This window comes from Helicobacter sp. 11-8110 (assembly GCF_003288905.1).
Lineage (GTDB): Bacteria > Campylobacterota > Campylobacteria > Campylobacterales > Helicobacteraceae > Helicobacter_D > Helicobacter_D colisuis.
Map to the genome: position 1 here is coordinate 186,878 of NZ_NHYL01000001.1, position 16,186 is coordinate 203,063.

At 34.1% G+C, this 16,186-nt stretch carries 19 protein-coding genes; 12 read left to right on the plus strand and 7 right to left on the minus strand.

Annotated elements, in window-relative coordinates; translation table 11 throughout:
• Positions 1-2: 2 nt before the first annotated feature.
• From CCY98_RS00865 to CCY98_RS00885, 5 genes are all read right to left on the minus strand, one after another.
• A complete protein-coding gene (locus CCY98_RS00865) occupies positions 3-824 on the minus strand; it encodes a cysteine ABC transporter substrate-binding protein (RefSeq protein WP_112056720.1) in 822 nt (273 codons plus the stop codon).
• 121 nt (positions 825-945) lie between these two features.
• Positions 946-2,067 carry a tRNA (uridine(54)-C5)-methyltransferase TrmA gene (gene trmA / locus CCY98_RS00870; RefSeq protein WP_112056721.1) on the minus strand — a complete coding sequence of 374 codons (1,122 nt, stop codon included), beginning with the start codon at positions 2,065-2,067 and terminating at the stop codon, positions 946-948.
• Positions 2,067-2,819, minus strand: coding sequence for a flagellar type III secretion system pore protein FliP (gene fliP / locus CCY98_RS00875; protein WP_112056722.1), 753 nt, complete (start codon positions 2,817-2,819; stop codon positions 2,067-2,069). Before fliP ends, trmA begins: the two co-directional genes overlap by 1 nt.
• 10 nt (positions 2,820-2,829) lie before the next feature.
• Positions 2,830-3,660 (minus strand): OmpA family protein, encoded by an 831-nt coding sequence (locus tag CCY98_RS00880; RefSeq protein WP_112056723.1) that lies wholly within the window; start codon positions 3,658-3,660, stop codon positions 2,830-2,832.
• Positions 3,661-3,677: 17 nt separating this feature from the next.
• On the minus strand, positions 3,678-4,442 hold the full coding sequence (locus CCY98_RS00885) for a motility protein A (protein WP_112056724.1): 765 nt from the start codon (positions 4,440-4,442) through the stop codon (positions 3,678-3,680).
• Between the two features lie 123 nt (positions 4,443-4,565).
• On the opposite strand from CCY98_RS00885, the gene glmU reads away from it, so the two are divergent.
• From glmU to CCY98_RS00920, 7 genes are all read left to right on the plus strand, one after another.
• Positions 4,566-5,873: a bifunctional UDP-N-acetylglucosamine diphosphorylase/glucosamine-1-phosphate N-acetyltransferase GlmU gene (glmU, locus tag CCY98_RS00890; RefSeq protein ID WP_112056725.1), complete on the plus strand. Its 1,308-nt coding sequence runs from the start codon at positions 4,566-4,568 to the stop codon at positions 5,871-5,873.
• A gap of 41 nt (positions 5,874-5,914) precedes the next feature.
• Positions 5,915-6,112 carry a sulfur carrier protein ThiS gene (gene thiS, locus CCY98_RS00895; protein ID WP_112056726.1) on the plus strand — a complete coding sequence of 66 codons (198 nt, stop codon included), beginning with the start codon at positions 5,915-5,917 and terminating at the stop codon, positions 6,110-6,112.
• Positions 6,113-6,175: 63 nt separating this feature from the next.
• Positions 6,176-7,186, plus strand: coding sequence for an N-acetyl-gamma-glutamyl-phosphate reductase (argC, locus tag CCY98_RS00900; RefSeq protein WP_112056727.1), 1,011 nt, complete (start codon positions 6,176-6,178; stop codon positions 7,184-7,186).
• A gap of 128 nt (positions 7,187-7,314) precedes the next feature.
• A complete protein-coding gene (locus CCY98_RS00905) occupies positions 7,315-7,914 on the plus strand; it encodes a metallophosphoesterase (RefSeq protein ID WP_258437772.1) in 600 nt (199 codons plus the stop codon).
• Entirely contained in the window at positions 7,914-8,879 is a 966-nt protein-coding gene (locus CCY98_RS00910; protein WP_112056729.1) for a chemotaxis protein, read from the plus strand. Before CCY98_RS00905 ends, CCY98_RS00910 begins: the two co-directional genes overlap by 1 nt.
• Positions 8,880-8,910: 31 nt before the next feature.
• On the plus strand, positions 8,911-11,295 hold the full coding sequence (locus tag CCY98_RS00915) for a chemotaxis protein CheW (RefSeq protein ID WP_112056730.1): 2,385 nt from the start codon (positions 8,911-8,913) through the stop codon (positions 11,293-11,295).
• Positions 11,295-11,786, plus strand: a complete 492-nt coding sequence (locus CCY98_RS00920) for a chemotaxis protein CheW (protein WP_112056731.1) — start codon at positions 11,295-11,297, stop codon at positions 11,784-11,786. The genes CCY98_RS00915 and CCY98_RS00920 overlap by 1 nt, the downstream gene beginning before the upstream one ends.
• Positions 11,787-11,877: 91 nt before the next feature.
• Here the strand turns inward: CCY98_RS00920 and CCY98_RS00925 are convergent, their stop codons facing one another.
• Entirely contained in the window at positions 11,878-12,954 is a 1,077-nt protein-coding gene (locus CCY98_RS00925; protein WP_112056732.1) for a UDP-N-acetylglucosamine--N-acetylmuramyl-(pentapeptide) pyrophosphoryl-undecaprenol N-acetylglucosamine transferase, read from the minus strand.
• A 175-nt stretch (positions 12,955-13,129) separates the two neighbouring features.
• Here CCY98_RS00925 and CCY98_RS00930 point away from each other — a divergent pair, with 175 nt between their 5' ends.
• The 3 genes from CCY98_RS00930 to CCY98_RS00940 are packed head-to-tail and all read left to right on the plus strand — an operon-like array spanning position 13,130 to position 14,422.
• Positions 13,130-13,606 (plus strand): acyl-CoA thioesterase, encoded by a 477-nt coding sequence (locus tag CCY98_RS00930; RefSeq protein WP_112056733.1) that lies wholly within the window; start codon positions 13,130-13,132, stop codon positions 13,604-13,606.
• A gap of 32 nt (positions 13,607-13,638) precedes the next feature.
• Complete coding sequence (locus tag CCY98_RS00935; protein ID WP_112056734.1) at positions 13,639-13,926, plus strand: hypothetical protein; 288 nt, start codon at positions 13,639-13,641, stop codon at positions 13,924-13,926.
• A gap of 22 nt (positions 13,927-13,948) precedes the next feature.
• Positions 13,949-14,422 carry a tRNA (cytidine(34)-2'-O)-methyltransferase gene (locus tag CCY98_RS00940; RefSeq protein ID WP_112056735.1) on the plus strand — a complete coding sequence of 158 codons (474 nt, stop codon included), beginning with the start codon at positions 13,949-13,951 and terminating at the stop codon, positions 14,420-14,422.
• Here the strand turns inward: CCY98_RS00940 and hypA are convergent.
• The gene (gene hypA / locus CCY98_RS00945; RefSeq protein WP_112056736.1) at positions 14,400-14,744 is read right to left on the minus strand and encodes a hydrogenase maturation nickel metallochaperone HypA; all 345 of its coding nucleotides are present in this window, start codon (positions 14,742-14,744) and stop codon (positions 14,400-14,402) included. The genes CCY98_RS00940 and hypA overlap by 23 nt on opposite strands.
• Before the next feature lie 104 nt (positions 14,745-14,848).
• Between hypA and argF the strand changes: the two genes are divergently transcribed.
• Together argF and CCY98_RS00955 are read left to right on the plus strand one after the other, a co-directional pair.
• Positions 14,849-15,769, plus strand: coding sequence for an ornithine carbamoyltransferase (gene argF / locus CCY98_RS00950; protein ID WP_112056737.1), 921 nt, complete (start codon positions 14,849-14,851; stop codon positions 15,767-15,769).
• Entirely contained in the window at positions 15,748-16,176 is a 429-nt protein-coding gene (locus CCY98_RS00955; protein ID WP_112056738.1) for a DUF2603 domain-containing protein, read from the plus strand. The genes argF and CCY98_RS00955 overlap by 22 nt, the downstream gene beginning before the upstream one ends.
• The last annotated feature ends 10 nt before the right edge of the window (positions 16,177-16,186 follow it).

Consider the following 16,186-nt stretch of genomic DNA (forward strand, 5'->3'; position numbering starts at 1 on the left):
TATTATTCTGCAAATATAACAGAACTAAGCTTGTCCTCACCATAAATAGGCGTTAAAGTCTCTTGATAAGCTTCTTTCATAAAGCCATTTTTATTTAGTGTTTCAATTTCTTTATTAAGCCATTCTAGCAATTCTTTATCTCCTTTTTTAACCGCAGGAGCGATTACATCTTCATTGCCAAGCTTTGCAATCCCAACTTCAAATCCCGGATTTTCTTTTGCCCATGCAAATACCAAAAGATTATCATGCGCCAAAGCGTCTCCTCTACCATCTTTTAAGGCTAAAAAAGCTTCTGTATTTTGATCATATTTTAAAAGCTCAATTTCTGGGTGATTCTTACTAAAATAAAAATCAGCTGTTGTTCCTTTATTAACAACAAGTTTTTTACCCTTTAAGTCTTCAATGCTTTTAATAGCTCCATCTTTAGAAACTACACCCAATGCTACTTTCATATAAGGTGAAGCAAAATCTACCACCGCTTCTCTTTCAGGAGTTTTTGTGAAATTTGCCATAATCACATCAACTTTTCCACTTTTTAAAAACTCAACACGACTAGCTGCTTCAACAAGCTCAAATTTTACCTTACTAGAATCACCTAATAAATCCTTAGCAATTTGTCTAGAAACTTTCACATCAAATCCGTCATTATCGCCCTCTTTATTAATAAAACCAAAAGGTGGTTTATCACTGAAAACTCCTATTGTAATAACGCCTTTTTGCTTAATGGTCTCTAGTGAATTACTTGCATTTTGTTTAGTATCACTGCAACCTACCAATCCAAAGCCTAGAATTCCAAGCATTGCAATAAGAAATATTTTTTTCATTTTTACCTTCCATTTAATTTTTTTTTGGAAATGGTATTTTCTTTAAAAAATGCTTTAAATTTTATTAATAATTAATATTTTAATTTATTTTTAAAAATTAAGAGTAGCGATTCTTTAGTATTTAATATATCTGCGAATCAATATCATTTTTTTGCAATAAAATCCCTGTCTCTAAATGTAGAGTATGTGGAAATTGATCAAAAAAAGCCACTTTGACAACCCTATGTGTCTGATTTAAAATCTCCAAATCCTTAGCCAAACTTAAAGGATTGCAAGAAATATAAAGTATAGATGGAAAATCCTGCAAAAATTGACACACCTCTTCACCTAATCCCGCTCTTGGTGGATCAACCAAAACCATAGAAAAGCAATATGTCTCTAAGTTAATTTGCCTTAATCGTTCAAACTTCCTTAAACCCTTTATTGCTTCAATGCATTCTTGACCACTTAAACGAACAAAGGCAATATTATCACTTCCATTTTGCTCACATGCAAATTTTGCTGCCCGTATGGAAACTTTGGAAATTTCTGTGGCAAGAACTTTTTTAAATTTTTGAGAAAGTGGAATCGTGAAATTACCACAACCACAATACATTTCAAGCAAATCTCCACTGCTTGATGGAATGCTCTGTAATACCCATTCAATCATTTTTTCATTAATTTTGGGATTAGGCTGAGTAAAAACCCCCTCATCATAACGATAAAAATACTTTTTATCAAAAATCTCTAATGTCTCAACAACATAATCTTTATCCACAATCAATTTCACACCCTTGCTACGCCCCATAATCTCCACTTGAAAATTTTGCAAAGATTTTTTTAAAGCCTTGGCTTTTTCTAGCCAAAACTCATCAAGCTTTCTATGATAAATAAGAGTGAGCAAAATTTCATTATTTTGTGTGCTAAGCACCTCAATAGCAAAGAGCTTCTGCCTAAAATCTCTGAAATTTTCTTGATTAAGCTTTTCTTTTAAAGTTGGCAAAAACTTCTGCAAAGTTTCTAATAAATTACAACAATTCTCAATGCAAACAAATTGCCTATCTTTGCGCATTACATAGCTTATGCTATCATCTTTGTGAAAGATTCCAAGCTCACAACGAGCTCTAAAAGAATCTTGTTTTAGACTAATAACATCACATTTATTGATTCCCAAAAGTTGCTTAGCATAAGCAACTTTGGCTTCTAAGCCACATTCCTCCAAAATACTGCAACCACCGCAAACTCCAAGATATTCACAGAACACTAGCGAAAACTCTCCACCAGATTCATTGTAAGCAAATTAAAGCCATCAACCAAAATAAAAATCAAAATCTTAAAAGGCAATGAAATCATTGTTGGAGGCAACATCATCATACCCATTGCCATAAGAATTGAACTAATTACCATATCAATTACTAAAAAAGGTAAATAAAGCAAAAAGCCAATTTGAAAGGCTGTCTTCATCTCACTGATAATAAAGGCTGGCAAAGCAATAGTAAAAGGCACATCCTGCGCAGTTTGTGGATTCTCCATTCCTCTAATTCGATAAAACAATGCCAAATCTTTAGGGCGCGTGTTGCGAATCATAAAATCCTTAAAAGGTTGAGAAGTTCGCACAAAAGCCTCTTGATAGGAAATCTCTTTTGCAACATAGGGCTTTACCCCCTGCTCATACCCTTCTTTAAATACTGGCTCCATAATAAACATAGTCAAAATCAAAGCAAAGGAAACAAGTAGTTGTGTAGGGGGAGATTGTTGTGTTCCTAATGCTGTGCGCAAAAATGAAAAAACAATCAGAAGTCTTGCAAAACTTGTTGCCATCAAAATCAATGAAGGGGCTAAAACAAGTAGAGTTAAAACAATAACGATATTTAAAATAGCCACTAGATCTGCTGGTTCGTTAGGACCGCTAAGTGTTAAATCAATTGTTGGAATAGTTGGACTTTGTGGCAATTCAGGTGGAGCTGAAAATGCGACCACTGCAAAAAACCCCAACCACAACAACACACGCAACATCAAAAAACCCTTATTTTTCATTATTTTGCAATGTTGCTGGGATATTTTTTTGAGATTGCTCATAAAGCTTTTGTTCCCTTGTCTTATCTAGCACATTTTTTACGCGATGCAAATGTCTATCTTGTGGATAAAAATGAAACTCGACTCGGCGATTTTGCGCACGATTCTCTGCATTAATATTTGGTAATAAAAAATTTGTTGCGCCCCCACCTAGAGAAGTTATTTTTTGCGGATTAACTCCATTATCAATAAGAATCTTAGCAACACTTGAAGCCCTCAAGGCACTTAAACCCAAACTATCTCGGTATTTTAAATTAGCTTTTCCCTCTACATTATCAGCATATCCAATGATATCCAAATGAATCGCTTGAGGCATTTTTTGCAAAATTAAAGCCAGCCTTTTTAAAAATAAAATTTCATCAGCATTTTCAATTATTGTTTTTTCTTCATCAAAAAGCAAACGACCATTGAATCGCAAAATAAATCCATCTTTTCCATCATCATCAATCACAGAAGGACCCAAAGATACTCTAGCATCTTCTTTAAATTCTAAAATTTCACTCTCCACTTTTATTATCTCTTCAGCTGTTTCTGGGTCAGTGGTAATGTCTGCTTGTTGTTGAATGCGATTTTTACTCTCTTCAGTTTTAATTCCCCCTGATAACACACTAAGACTACCGCGGATACTCCCCTCTGCTTCTGTAAGCTTTTTGGCATCAAAAGTAACCATTGTTAAAAGAAGAATGAAAAAAGTAAGGATTAATGTAACCATATCTCCATATGTCCCAAGCCACAAAGGCATTACTTGAGGACAATCACAGGAAGGACAACGCTTTGCCATACAACAAATCCAAACAATTATTCAAATTGACTAACGCGTTGATTTGGAGGTAAAAAAGTTAGCAACTTTGCTTCTAGGGATCGTGGATTATCTCCTGCTTGAATCGACATAATCCCTTCAATAATCATTAATTTTACTAAAGCTTCATCATTGGCTCGTACATTCAAAATATTAGCTATGGGCGCACCAACAATATTACCCACCATCGAACCATAAAGAGTTGTAATCAAAGCAACTGCCATCGCAGGACCAATAGAGCTTGGATCTGACATATTAAGCAACATTGCCACCAATCCAATTAAAGTCCCAAGCATCCCATAAGCCCCAGCATATGCTGCCCAAGTATCAAAAATCCCTGCATTTGCTTTATGTCTCTCCAAAGTTCGATCTAAATCTGTTTCCAATAAGCTTCGAATGCTATCGGGCTCTGCACCATCAATTGCCATATTTAAACCGCGCTTTAAAAAATCATTTTCTTCTTGATTAGATTGTTGCTCCAAAGACAAAATACCATCGCGCCTTGCTTGTGTAGAGTAATCAACCAACTTTTTAACCAATGCTGGAACATCAAAAGTCTGTGGCTTAAAAGCAACAAGAAAATAAGAGAAAATTTTTTTCATATTCTCCATCTTATAACCAATAAACAAACTCGTAATTGAACCTCCAATTGTAATTAGAGCCGATGGAATATCAATATAAGGACCAACCCCAACCCCAAGCATCATAGCCGTTCCAATCAAAATAAAAGACAAAGACATACCAATAATAGTTGCTAAATCCATAACTTTGTTGTTCCTTATTAAAAAGTTAAAGCTTTAATTTCAAGTTTTTCGAAAAATATTTTAAATTCTAAACTTTATTGTGTTAAAATTTTATTAAAATCTTCAAAATACACGGATATTTTTATGGAAACCATTCAATTATCAATTGTTATTTTAGCTGCAGGCAAAGGAACGCGTATGAAGTCGCAGACTCCAAAGGTTTTACACCAAATCTGTGGCAAAGAAATGCTTTATTACACCATCAAAGAATCTTTAAAGCTCAGTAATGATGTAAGTGTTGTGCTAGGCTATGAGGCAGATAAAATTAAAAAATCGATGGAAAAATATTTTTTAGATAAAATCAACTTCATCTTTCAAGATACAGAAAATTATCCTGGCACTGGGGGGGCACTAAAAAACTATCATCCAAAACACCAAAAAATCCTTGTTTTGAATGGAGATATGCCGCTTATTCAATCAAGCGAATTACAACAATTTCTCATTGCTAAAGGTGACATTATTATGAGTGTGATAGATCTGCCCAACACTAATGGTTATGGGCGCGTTGTAATACAAGACAATCAAGTCCAAGCCATCATTGAAGAAAAAGATGCTAATTCTGAAATCCTAGCCTTAAGCACTCTAAATGCTGGAGTTTATTGCTTTCAGAGTGAAATTTTACAAACTTACTTACCTAAGCTTAAAAACAATAATGCACAAAAAGAGTATTATCTCACCGATATTATCACTTTAGCTAAACAAGATTCTAAAAATATTATTCCTTTATTTGTAGAATTAGAAAATTTTAAAGGCGTGAATGATAAGGCAGATTTGGCTGATGCTGAAGTAATTTTGGGCAATCGAATCAAAAAAATGCTAATGAAGCAAGGCGTAATTATGAAACTACCCCACACAATTTATATTGAAGAGGGAGTTAAATTTAAAGGTGAATGCATTATTGAAAATGGAGTTAGTCTCTATGGGGATACAGAAATTATTAATTCTCATATTAGATCCCATAGCGTTATTGAATCAAGCCATGTTGAAAACAGTGATATTGGACCTATGGCACATTTGCGCCCACAAAGCATTTTAAAAAACACCCACATTGGCAATTTTGTTGAAGTAAAAAAATCCACACTTAATGGAATTAAAGCTGGACATTTGAGCTATCTTGGCGACTGCGAAGTAGATGAGGGGACAAATATTGGGGCTGGCTTTATTACTTGCAACTACAATGGAAAAGCAAAATTTCAAACCAAAATTGGCAAAAATGTTTTTATTGGCAGCGATTCTCAAGCAATCGCACCCATAACAATTGAAGATAATTGCATTATTGGCGCAGGAAGCACTATAAGGGAAAATATTAAACAGGGTGAATTATTTTTAACTCAAGGAGAAAAAATCAGAAAAGAAGGTTTCTTTTATAAATTTTTCAGCAAAAAAACATAAAAATTGCGTTACTTATTTTTAAAAATCTAAGGTTAAAATCAATGGAATTAAAGCTTAATGGTCAATTCATTGCTACCCATTCTAAAAATCTTTTAGAATTATTAAAAGAATACAAAATTGAACAAAAAAGCGTTGCAATTGCAGTTAATCTTGAGGTTATCAAACAAGATCAATGGGAAAGTTATATGCTTAAAAATGGCGATGTTATTGAATGCTTCACATTTTTAGGTGGTGGCTGATTCTTGCTAAACTCTTTTTCTTGAATTCACAAAACAAATATATTTTATTACTGAGGGTTATCAATGAAAATTAAAGTTGGAATAGTTGGCGTAAGTGGTTATACTGGTTTAGAACTCGTGAAAATATTGATTAATCATCCTATTTTTGAGCTTCATACACTCTGTGCTACAGAAAGTTACAGCGATATTGCCCTACTTCACCCCTCTTTAAAAAACACTCTTAGTATGCCAATTCAAGAAGCTAGAATCGAGCAAATTGCAAAAGAATGCGAGCTAGTTTTTCTAGCTCTCCCCCACCAAAAGGCAATGGAATATGTCAAAGCACTCTCTGCTAAAAATATTAAAATCGTAGATTTATCCGCCGATTACCGCTTATCAGCTGAAAAATATGAAGAATCTTACTGCCCTCATTTAGATAAGGAAAATCTTAAAAACGCTGTGTATGGGCTACCTGAATACAATCGACATTTAATTAAGAATACCAATCTTGTTGCAAATCCAGGCTGTTATCCAACTGCCTCATTGTTAGCTATTTTACCTTTTATGTCTTACTTAGATCCCTCTCAAACACTCTATATTGATGCTAAAAGCGGTGTAAGCGGTGCTGGAAAAAAACTTACTCAAACTTCTCATTTTGTTACTATCAATGAGAATCTTTTTGCTTATTCTCCTATCACACATCGCCATTGCCCTGAAATTAACGAACAAATCAAAAAAATTAGCAAAGTTGATTTTAAAACCCTTTTTGTCCCACATCTTGTTCCTATTACACGAGGAATGTTAGTTTCTGTTTATGCAAAACTCAAAGAAGAAATTAATCCATTAGAGATTCTTAATCAACACTATAAAGATGAATTCTTTGTCCGCATCACTAAAAATTGCGCACAAATTAAAAATGTTGCAGGAACACATTTCTGCGATATTTATGCCAAAAATGATGGTAAAGATTTATTTATCAACTCCAGCATTGATAATCTCTTGCGTGGCGCTAGTTCTCAAGCTGTTGCAAATGCAAACTTAATGTTTGGCTTGGATGAAAAATTAGGCTTACCCCAAATTGCTTATATCCCCTAATGCAACCTATTTCCATTCAGCAAGATGCCATTTTTATAGCCGATTCCCATCACCATTCTCTTTATAATAATGTCTTAGATGATTTTTTGATCTCTCTATTAAAATCAAAAAAAAGACAAATTTTTTTTATGGGTGATATTTTTGATTTTTTAGTAGGGGAAGTATCTAGAAGCATCACCGATAATCAAAAAACACTAGAAATACTTAAAAAACTCTCTTTAAAGCATGAATTACATTATTTTGAAGGTAATCACGATTTCTCTTTACAAAATCTACCTTTTTTTAAAAATATCCATTATTATCCACTTGCCAAACAACCTATTTGCTTTCTTTTTAATCAACAAAAAGCATATCTTGCGCATGGGGATATTTTTTTAAATTGGCATTATCATTTTTATGCGCACTTAATTAGAAACCACTTTATTCTCACTTTTTTAAATTGTTTTAATTCCATTTTATATCCAAAAATTCTCTCTTATCTCCAAAATAAAAATAAAATAAAATTTAATTATCCTAAAGATTTTATCAACAATAGAATCCGCAAATACCAAAAAAAACTTGGCATACATAGCGATTCTTATATTATAGAAGGACACTTTCATTTAGGGGAAATAGCAAAATTAGATTCAATTAACTATATAGGATTGCCCCTTTTTACTTGTAAAAAAACATATTTTATTGTAGAATCCAACAATTATTCTTTATCCTTCAAAACAAAGGAGTTTTAGTGTCAAATCTCGAAAAAACCGATACTTTAAAAATTGGCACCAATGAAATGGAATTAGTCGATTTTAGAATCTATAAAATCGAAAAAGGTAAGCTTTATGAAGGTGTTTATGGAATCAATGTTGCTAAAGTCAATGAAATCATACGCCTACCTGAACTCACTGAACTTCCAGGGGTGCCAGAATACATTGAAGGTATTTTTGACCTGCGCGGAGTAGTCATACCTGTAATCAATCTTGCAAAATGGATGAATGTCGAAACTCCAAAAAATAAAAAAATCAAACCCCGAGTTATTATCGCAGAATTCAATAACATTATGATTGGCTTTATCGTGCATGAAGCTAAGCGAATCCGTCGTATTAGCTGGAAAGATATTGAACCCGCGCATTTTAGCTCTTCTGCAAGTGAAAATTTAGATAAAAGCAGAGTAACAGGAGTTACAAGGATTGAGGGCGATCAAGTTTTGTTGATTCTTGACTTAGAAAGCATTGTGCAGGATTTAGGTTTTTACCACCCAGAAATTGGCTCTGATCACACTTATAATAAATTTGATGGATTAGCACTTATCTTAGATGATAGCTCCATTGCAAGAAAGATTATCAAGGATTTCTTGGAGAAAATGGGCTTTAATGTTGTGGAAGCAAATGATGGGGCAGCCGGATTGCAAAAACTAGAAAAATTATATGAAAACTACAGCGAAAATCTTGCTAAGCAGCTAAAAATTATCATATCCGATATTGAAATGCCACAAATGGATGGTTTTCACTTTGCTGCCAAAGTCAAAGAAGATCCGAGATTCTCAAAAATCCCTATTATTTTCAGCTCTTCAATTAGCGATCAATTTAGTGAAAGTCGTGGCAAGGAAGCAGGTGCAGAATCGTATCTTGTTAAATTTGATGCCAACAAATTCCATGAAGAAGTTTCGCGGATTGTTAGCAAATACAATCAAGAATTAAATAATGCTTAAAATTTCAAATCTATCAAAAAAGGAAAAATAAATGGATGAAATGCAAGAAATATTAGAAGACTTTTTAATCGAAGCTTTTGAGATGATAGAGCAACTAGATCAAGATTTGGTGGAACTAGAAAACAGACCAGAGGATTTAGAATTGTTAAATCGTATCTTTAGAGTAGCACACACTATTAAAGGTTCGGGATCGTTCTTAAACTTCTCAGTCCTAACCCATTTAACACACCATATGGAAGATGTTTTAAACAAGGCAAGACATGGGGAGTTAGTCATTACTCCTGATATTATGGATGTTGTCTTAGAATCAATTGATTTTATGAAAAAATTGCTTAATGCAATTCGCGATGCAGGAACAGATGCTAACACTGGATTAGATTCAGATATTGCTAATGTTGTAGCGCGTCTTGATGCAATTTCTAAAGGAGAGTCTCCACAAGAAACAGCACCAGTTGCACAAGAAGCTCCAAAAGCAGAAGAATCCGCACCGCAGACCGCACAAGAAGATGAAGAAGAATTAGATTATTCTAATATGTCCCCTGAAGAAATTGAAAGCGAGATTGAAAGGCTACTTAATAAGCGCCAAGAAGAAGATAAGAAAAAACGAGAAGAAAAAAAAGCTAAAGGTGAAGTTAGCGATGTTCAAGCTCCAAAAGAAATTACAGAAACTCCAGCGGTAGCCACACAAGCCCCAAAACCCTCTCCAAAACCTGCCGAACCAAAGCCGCAGGCAAAGTCAGCGCCACGACAAGATGATAATAAAACACTTGCCACATCTGTAGAGCAAACTATCCGCGTTGATGTTAAGCGATTGGATAGCTTAATGAATCTAATTGGTGAATTAGTCTTAGGTAAAAATCGCTTAATTAAAATTTACAATGATGTTGAAGAGCGCTATGAGGGAGAAAAATTTTTAGAAGAGCTTAATCAAGTCGTTGCTTCCGTATCTATGGTAACAACAGATATTCAACTTGCGGTTATGAAAACAAGAATGTTACCTATTGGAAGGGTGTTTAACAAATTCCCTAGAATGGTGCGCGACCTTTCAAGAGAACTTGGAAAAAATATTGAATTAGTTATTAGTGGTGAAGAGACAGAACTTGACAAGTCTATTGTAGAAGAAATTGGGGATCCATTGGTGCATCTAATCCGAAATGCTTGCGATCATGGAGTTGAATCCAAAGAAGAAAGAATTGCAGCTGGCAAAAAGGAACAAGGAACTGTTGAATTAAAAGCCTATAATGAAGGAAATCACATTGTCGTCGAAATCACTGATGATGGTAAGGGAATGGATCCAGTAATCCTTAAAGCCAAGGCTGTTGAAAAGGGGATAATTAGCGAAAGAGAAGCAGATAGTATGACTGATAAAGAAGCCTATTCTCTTATTTTTAAAGCCGGTTTTTCTACAGCAAAGGTTGTAACCAATGTTAGCGGACGCGGTGTAGGTATGGATGTTGTAAAAACAAACATTGAAAAACTTAATGGAATTATTGATGTTGATAGCACTTATGGAGAAGGAACTACCCTAAAGCTAAAAATTCCTTTAACACTTGCTATTATTCAATCCTTGCTTGTTGGAGTGCAAGAGGAATATTATGCTATTCCGCTTGCCTCTGTTATAGAGACCGTTAGAATCTCTCAAGATGAAATCTACACTGTTGAAAATAAAAGTGTATTGCGCCTAAGAAATGAAGTGTTGCCTTTAGTGCGTTTAGCGGATATTTTTGGGGTTGATTCGGTATTTGACAATGCAGAACAAGCCTATGTTGTCGTTATAGGATTGGCAGAAAATAAAATTGGGGTGATTGTAGATTTCCTCATTGGTCAAGAAGAGGTTGTTATTAAGTCGCTTGGTTCTTATCTAAAAGGAACAGAAGGTATTGCAGGTGCTACAATCCGCGGAGATGGTAGAGTAACGCTTATTGTAGATATTGCTGCAATGATGCAAATGGCAAAACAAGTTAAAGTTAGTATTAGCAAGCTTGCTCAAGAAAGTGAAACTAAAAAAGAAAAAAATTCACCTAGTGATTACCAAGTTTTAATTGTTGATGATTCAATGACAGATCGAGCGATTATGAAAAAATCTCTTAAACCATTAGGAATTAGTATCTCAGAAGCAACAAACGGCATGGAAGCTCTTGAGATTGTTAAAAATGGTGATAAAACCTTTGATGCTATTTTGATTGATATTGAAATGCCAAAAATGGATGGATATACTCTAGCAGGAGAGATTAGAAAATATGCTAAATTCAAAAACCTTCCTCTCATTGCTGTTACAAGCAGGACAAGTAAAACCGATAGAATGCGCGGAGTTGAATCAGGAATGACAGAATACATCACTAAACCTTATTCACCAGAATATTTAATGAATGTTGTTAAGAGAAATATTAATTTAACTATGGAGGTAACCGAATAATGAGCAATCAATTACGCGATGTTCTACAAAAACAACAAGAGCAAAAAAAACCAGCATCTGAAGCTGAAAATATTATTCAGCTTGTTGCCTTTGTGGTTGGATCAGAAGAGTTTGCTGTGCCAATCCTAAGTATTCAAGAAATTATTAAACCATTAGAATACACAAGGGTTCCGGGGGTTCCAAACTATGTTTTGGGTGTCTTTAATATGCGTGGATGGGTTGTGCCACTAATTAACTTGCGCTTGAAATTTGGACTACCTTATGAAAAACCAACTGAGGATACACGCTATATTGTTATACGCAATCAAGAAGAAAGAGCAGGTTTTGTAATAGATCGTCTCACAGAGGCAGTTAGAATTAAAGAATCTGACATTGATCCAACTCCAGAAACCATTAGTCAAGATGAAAATCTCATCTATGGAGTTGGAAAACGAGATGATAGACTCATTACAATTTTACGCCCAGAAGAACTCCTTAAGCGCACTTTTTAATGCAGAATCTCTTTTTTTCTGCATTATCTGCCTTTATAACTCACTCAATCACTTCTCATACTTACTTTTTATAGCTTCTTGTATGGAAGAATTATCTCTTCAAAGTTTTCTCCACACAATCAACCATTTCTCTTACTGCATTGATACTACATTCATTTTGCAGGGATTGACTAATTTGCTTTATATTCTGTTGAGATTGTAATAAAATATCCCACAAAACTTCACAAGATAAATCTTTCTCTTCGCACAAAAATCCCAAATTCTTTTCTTTTAAAAAATTTGCATTAAAATATTGGTGATTTGCAGCTGCATAAGGGTAAGGAATAAAGAGTGTCATCAAGCCATTAGCACACAATTCCCACAATGAGCTAGCCCCTGCCCTTGAAATTGCAAAATCACAAGCCCCAAAAATCTGTGGCATAAATTTACAAAAATCAAACACCGCCACATCAAAATCACCCTGTAGATCTTTTGTGTTAGTTATATGGACAACTTTTAGAGGCATTTTTTTATACCCATACAACACTCTTTGAAAATCACTTTTTCCGCATTGATGATAGAGTTTAATGCCTCTTTTTTTTAGCTCTAGGGCAACTTCTAAAGCAAAATTATTAATCGCTTGTGCTCCTTGTGATCCACCCATAAATAAGATATTTTGTATTTTATCTCTTACTCTAAAATATTTAAAAAAATCTTTTTGTACGGGATAAAATTTAATCAAAGAATCCTTTGAATAAGAAGAAAAAAAAAGCATCGCATAAGGCTTTAAAATTTTATTTAGGCGACCTATTTTAGCATTTTGCTCATGAATTACCAGTGGGATTCTTAAAAAAACTGCACCAAAAGCTGCAGGTGCTGCGGAATATCCCCCAACAGAAAAAACAAAATCAATCTTTTTGGATTTTAGAATCTTACTTGCTAATAAAAAAGCTTTAAAATGCGAAAATAAAGCAAAGATTTTTTTAAATCCTTTTTGATTCACCACTCCACCTGTTTGCAAAAAAAACTTTTTGGCAAGCCTTTTATCCTCTTCAAAATAAGCCCTATCTTGACCCCTAATAGATCCCATAAAAAAACAAGTGTAACCTCGCTGATGAAATTCATCCAAAAACGCTCTAGCAACACTTAAATGACCGCCTGTTCCACCGCCTGTAATCATAATATTCATAATAATAACCTAATACTTTTTTGTAATTCTAACACAGCTCAAATTAAAGATTTTATAGTAATAGTGTATCATTTTATTTGATTTTTTCTAGAAAGTTTAAAAAATTTAATACTTTATGGTAATAATTCTCTTAAAAAATGATATGATAGGGTATTTTAATTTTAAGGAATAAAGAATGGATAATTTAGAAAATGTCTTTGATATAAAATCTCTTACTATGTCTGTCTTAATGACTCCTACTATGGCAAACTTCAAAGGAAGAGTGCATGGTGGTGATTTACTAAAATTGCTTGATCAAGTTGCCTATGCTTGTGCATCAAGATATTGTGGTGAATATGTGGTTACACTTTCTGTTGATAGTGTTACCTTTAAATATCCCATTGAAGTGGGAAATCTTGTTACTTTTCTTGCTTCAGTTAATTACACTGGCACTAGTTCTCTTGAGGTGGGAATTAAAGTCATTGCAGAAGATATTCACAAAAGAATCGTAACACACACTAATAGCGCCTATTTCACAATGGTTTGTGTCGATAAGAATGGCAAACCAATTGCTGCTCCAAAACTAGAACCCAAGACACCAGCTGAAATTCGTCGCTACAATAACGCAAAGAAACGCAAACAAGCAAGAATTGAGCTCTCCAAAAAAAATTAAATATGCTATAATTCCCCTTTTAGGGGAGATTAATGCCAAAAAAACAGCAAATCAATGATATTCGGATCAATATTATTAAATATCAATTTAGCAATTTTTGTAAACATAATCCTAAAGCATTAGCACTGATCTTTAAAGCACTCATTAAGAGCGAAAGTGTCGCGCAAGACAATAAAAAATCAAAACCCCAAAACAAATCAACAAATTTAGCAGAATCTAAAATAGTTAATCAAAAGACCAATCAAGAATCAACCATTCATCTTGATGATCTAGAGTTAGATATACCCCTACCAAAACCACCTTTAAATATAGAGGGCTAATTTTATACACCAAGGAAATAAAATGCAGTTTCATATTGTTTTACACCAACCAAGGATTCCACAAAATACCGGAAATATTGGGAGACTATGTTTTGCTAGCAATAGTATTTTGCATTTGATTCATCCACTGGGCTTTAGCATCACACAAAAAGAACTTAAACGCGCTGGAATGGATTATTGGGATCATCTTAAGGTTTATGAATGGGAGAATCTCTCAAGCTTTGTAGAATCAAACCTTTTAGAAATTCCACATTTCTATCTTACTACCAAAAGTCAAATACCCTATTACAATGCCCCTTTAAAAAGAGGCGCTTATTTGCATTTTGGGCGTGAAGATGCAGGATTAGATTCTGCTTTGCTTTCACGCTATCAAGATTATTGTTACACCATACCTATGCAAAATAACGCAAGAAGTCTAAATCTAGCAACAAGCGTTGGAATCGTGCTTTATGAAGGGATTCGCCAAAGAGATTTTATTCCATCACCAATCGCTTAATAAGCATTTCAGTTCCTTTTACAATTTTTACTCCCTCATTTTGACATAGCGGACATTTGGTGTAGCAAATCTCTACAACTTGACTTTGCTTTTTGCAAAACTCGCAAAATACTTCCACTTCTACTTCCTCTACCAAAAGCTTTGCTCTCTCACACACGCTTCCAATCTTAAACTCCTCAAATGCCCTCTGCAACAACACCGCATTAACCCCACTGCGCCGCCCAATCTCCAAATAAACTTCCACAACTAACTTAGCATCATTTTCTTTGGCAATTCTTTCACAATTTTCAATCAACGAAGACACAATAGAAAACTCGTGCATAAAGATTCCCTAATATTTTTATTTCATTTTAAAAATAAATTTTAGCTTCTTAAGTGTAAAATATCGCTTTTATTTTTCAAAAAACACTCCAAAGAGGGTAATATATGAGACATTTTTTAACTTTGGCAGATTTCAGCAAACAAGAAATTTTAGAAATCTTAGACATAGCAAAATCTCTTAAAAAAGACTTAAAGGCAGGAAAATATAGCAATTTATTAGAGAGAAAAACGCTTGGTATGATTTTTGAAAAAAACTCCACAAGAACTCGCGTTAGTTTTGAAACTGGAATCTATCAATTAGGCGGACAAGGGATTTTTCTCTCCAGCAATGAAACACAACTAGGAAGAGGAGAGCCCATTAAAGATACTGCTAGAGTGCTTTCATCTATGGTGGATTTGATTATGATGCGAACACACGAACACGCAAGATTAGAAGAGTTTGCTCATTACTCTAGCATCCCTGTAATTAATGGTTTAAGTGATAGTTTTCACCCTATGCAACTTTTGGCAGATTATCTAACTATGCAAGAATGCCAAAAAGATAAAGACCCTATCGTAACTTATGTAGGAGATGGAAATAATATGGCACATTCTTGGCTTATGCTTGCAGCAAAAATGGGATTTGAGTTAAGAATTGCTTCTCCTAAAAATTATGAAGTATGTCCAAATATTTACCAAAAGGCTCAAGAATTTGCTAAAATTTCAGGCGCAAAATTAATTTTAACCAATAACCCGCAAGAAGCACTTGAAAATGCTGATGTTATCACTACTGATACTTGGGCTTCTATGGGGCAAGAAAGCGAAAAAGAGGCGAGAAAAAAAGCTTTTGAGGGCTATTGCATTACCAAAGATTCAATGCAATTAGCAAAGCCTGATTGCATTTTCTTGCATTGTTTGCCTGCATATCGCGGACAAGAAGTTAGTGAAGAAGTCCTAGAATCTTCACAAAGTAAGATTTTCTTAGAAGCAGAAAATCGCTTACACGCACAAAAAGGAGTTATGGTTTGGCTACACCAAAACCGCTAACAAAGCACAAAAAGGCTAATGGCTATCAAGAATTAAAGCAAGTATTAATGGAAGCAAAAGAGAATATCTTACCCCTTCCACAAACGCTAGAACTTTCTAGAGAAAAAGATTTTGTAGCTTGTTGCTTTAGGGATTCTAATAACAAAAAATACTATCTTCTTTCTGATTCTTGCATCAATTCTCTTATAGAATCAGCCAAAGAGCTTGAGAAAAACAAATATCTTTTTAAACTAGAGCAAGAAATATACAAAAATATGCCTATTGATTTTGAAGATGTATGGTGCATTGCCCTAAAAGAATTGGCAGGGAATTTTAATAAAAATCCCAAAAATCTTATTAAAAATATCCGAAAACGCTACCCTTATTTGTTTATGGATTTTAATCTATCATTAAACCAAACTTATTGAAGGTTAAAAA

Coding starts and splice junctions, on each gene's coding strand:
- fliP (WP_112056722.1), bottom strand. CDS start 2,819: ATGTTGCGTGTGTTGTTGTGGTTGGGGTTTTTTGCAGTGGTCGCATTT.
- CCY98_RS00880 (WP_112056723.1), bottom strand. CDS start 3,660: ATGGCAAAGCGTTGTCCTTCCTGTGATTGTCCTCAAGTAATGCCTTTG.
- CCY98_RS00885 (WP_112056724.1), bottom strand. CDS start 4,442: ATGGATTTAGCAACTATTATTGGTATGTCTTTGTCTTTTATTTTGATT.
- CCY98_RS00920 (WP_112056731.1), top strand. CDS start 11,295: ATGAGCAATCAATTACGCGATGTTCTACAAAAACAACAAGAGCAAAAA.
- CCY98_RS00905 (WP_258437772.1), top strand. CDS start 7,315: ATGGGTGATATTTTTGATTTTTTAGTAGGGGAAGTATCTAGAAGCATC.
- CCY98_RS00935 (WP_112056734.1), top strand. CDS start 13,639: ATGCCAAAAAAACAGCAAATCAATGATATTCGGATCAATATTATTAAA.
- argF (WP_112056737.1), top strand. CDS start 14,849: ATGAGACATTTTTTAACTTTGGCAGATTTCAGCAAACAAGAAATTTTA.
- CCY98_RS00925 (WP_112056732.1), bottom strand. CDS start 12,954: ATGAATATTATGATTACAGGCGGTGGAACAGGCGGTCATTTAAGTGTT.
- argC (WP_112056727.1), top strand. CDS start 6,176: ATGAAAATTAAAGTTGGAATAGTTGGCGTAAGTGGTTATACTGGTTTA.
- CCY98_RS00930 (WP_112056733.1), top strand. CDS start 13,130: ATGGATAATTTAGAAAATGTCTTTGATATAAAATCTCTTACTATGTCT.
- CCY98_RS00915 (WP_112056730.1), top strand. CDS start 8,911: ATGGATGAAATGCAAGAAATATTAGAAGACTTTTTAATCGAAGCTTTT.
- CCY98_RS00865 (WP_112056720.1), bottom strand. CDS start 824: ATGAAAAAAATATTTCTTATTGCAATGCTTGGAATTCTAGGCTTTGGA.
- CCY98_RS00940 (WP_112056735.1), top strand. CDS start 13,949: ATGCAGTTTCATATTGTTTTACACCAACCAAGGATTCCACAAAATACC.
- hypA (WP_112056736.1), bottom strand. CDS start 14,744: ATGCACGAGTTTTCTATTGTGTCTTCGTTGATTGAAAATTGTGAAAGA.
- glmU (WP_112056725.1), top strand. CDS start 4,566: ATGGAAACCATTCAATTATCAATTGTTATTTTAGCTGCAGGCAAAGGA.
- thiS (WP_112056726.1), top strand. CDS start 5,915: ATGGAATTAAAGCTTAATGGTCAATTCATTGCTACCCATTCTAAAAAT.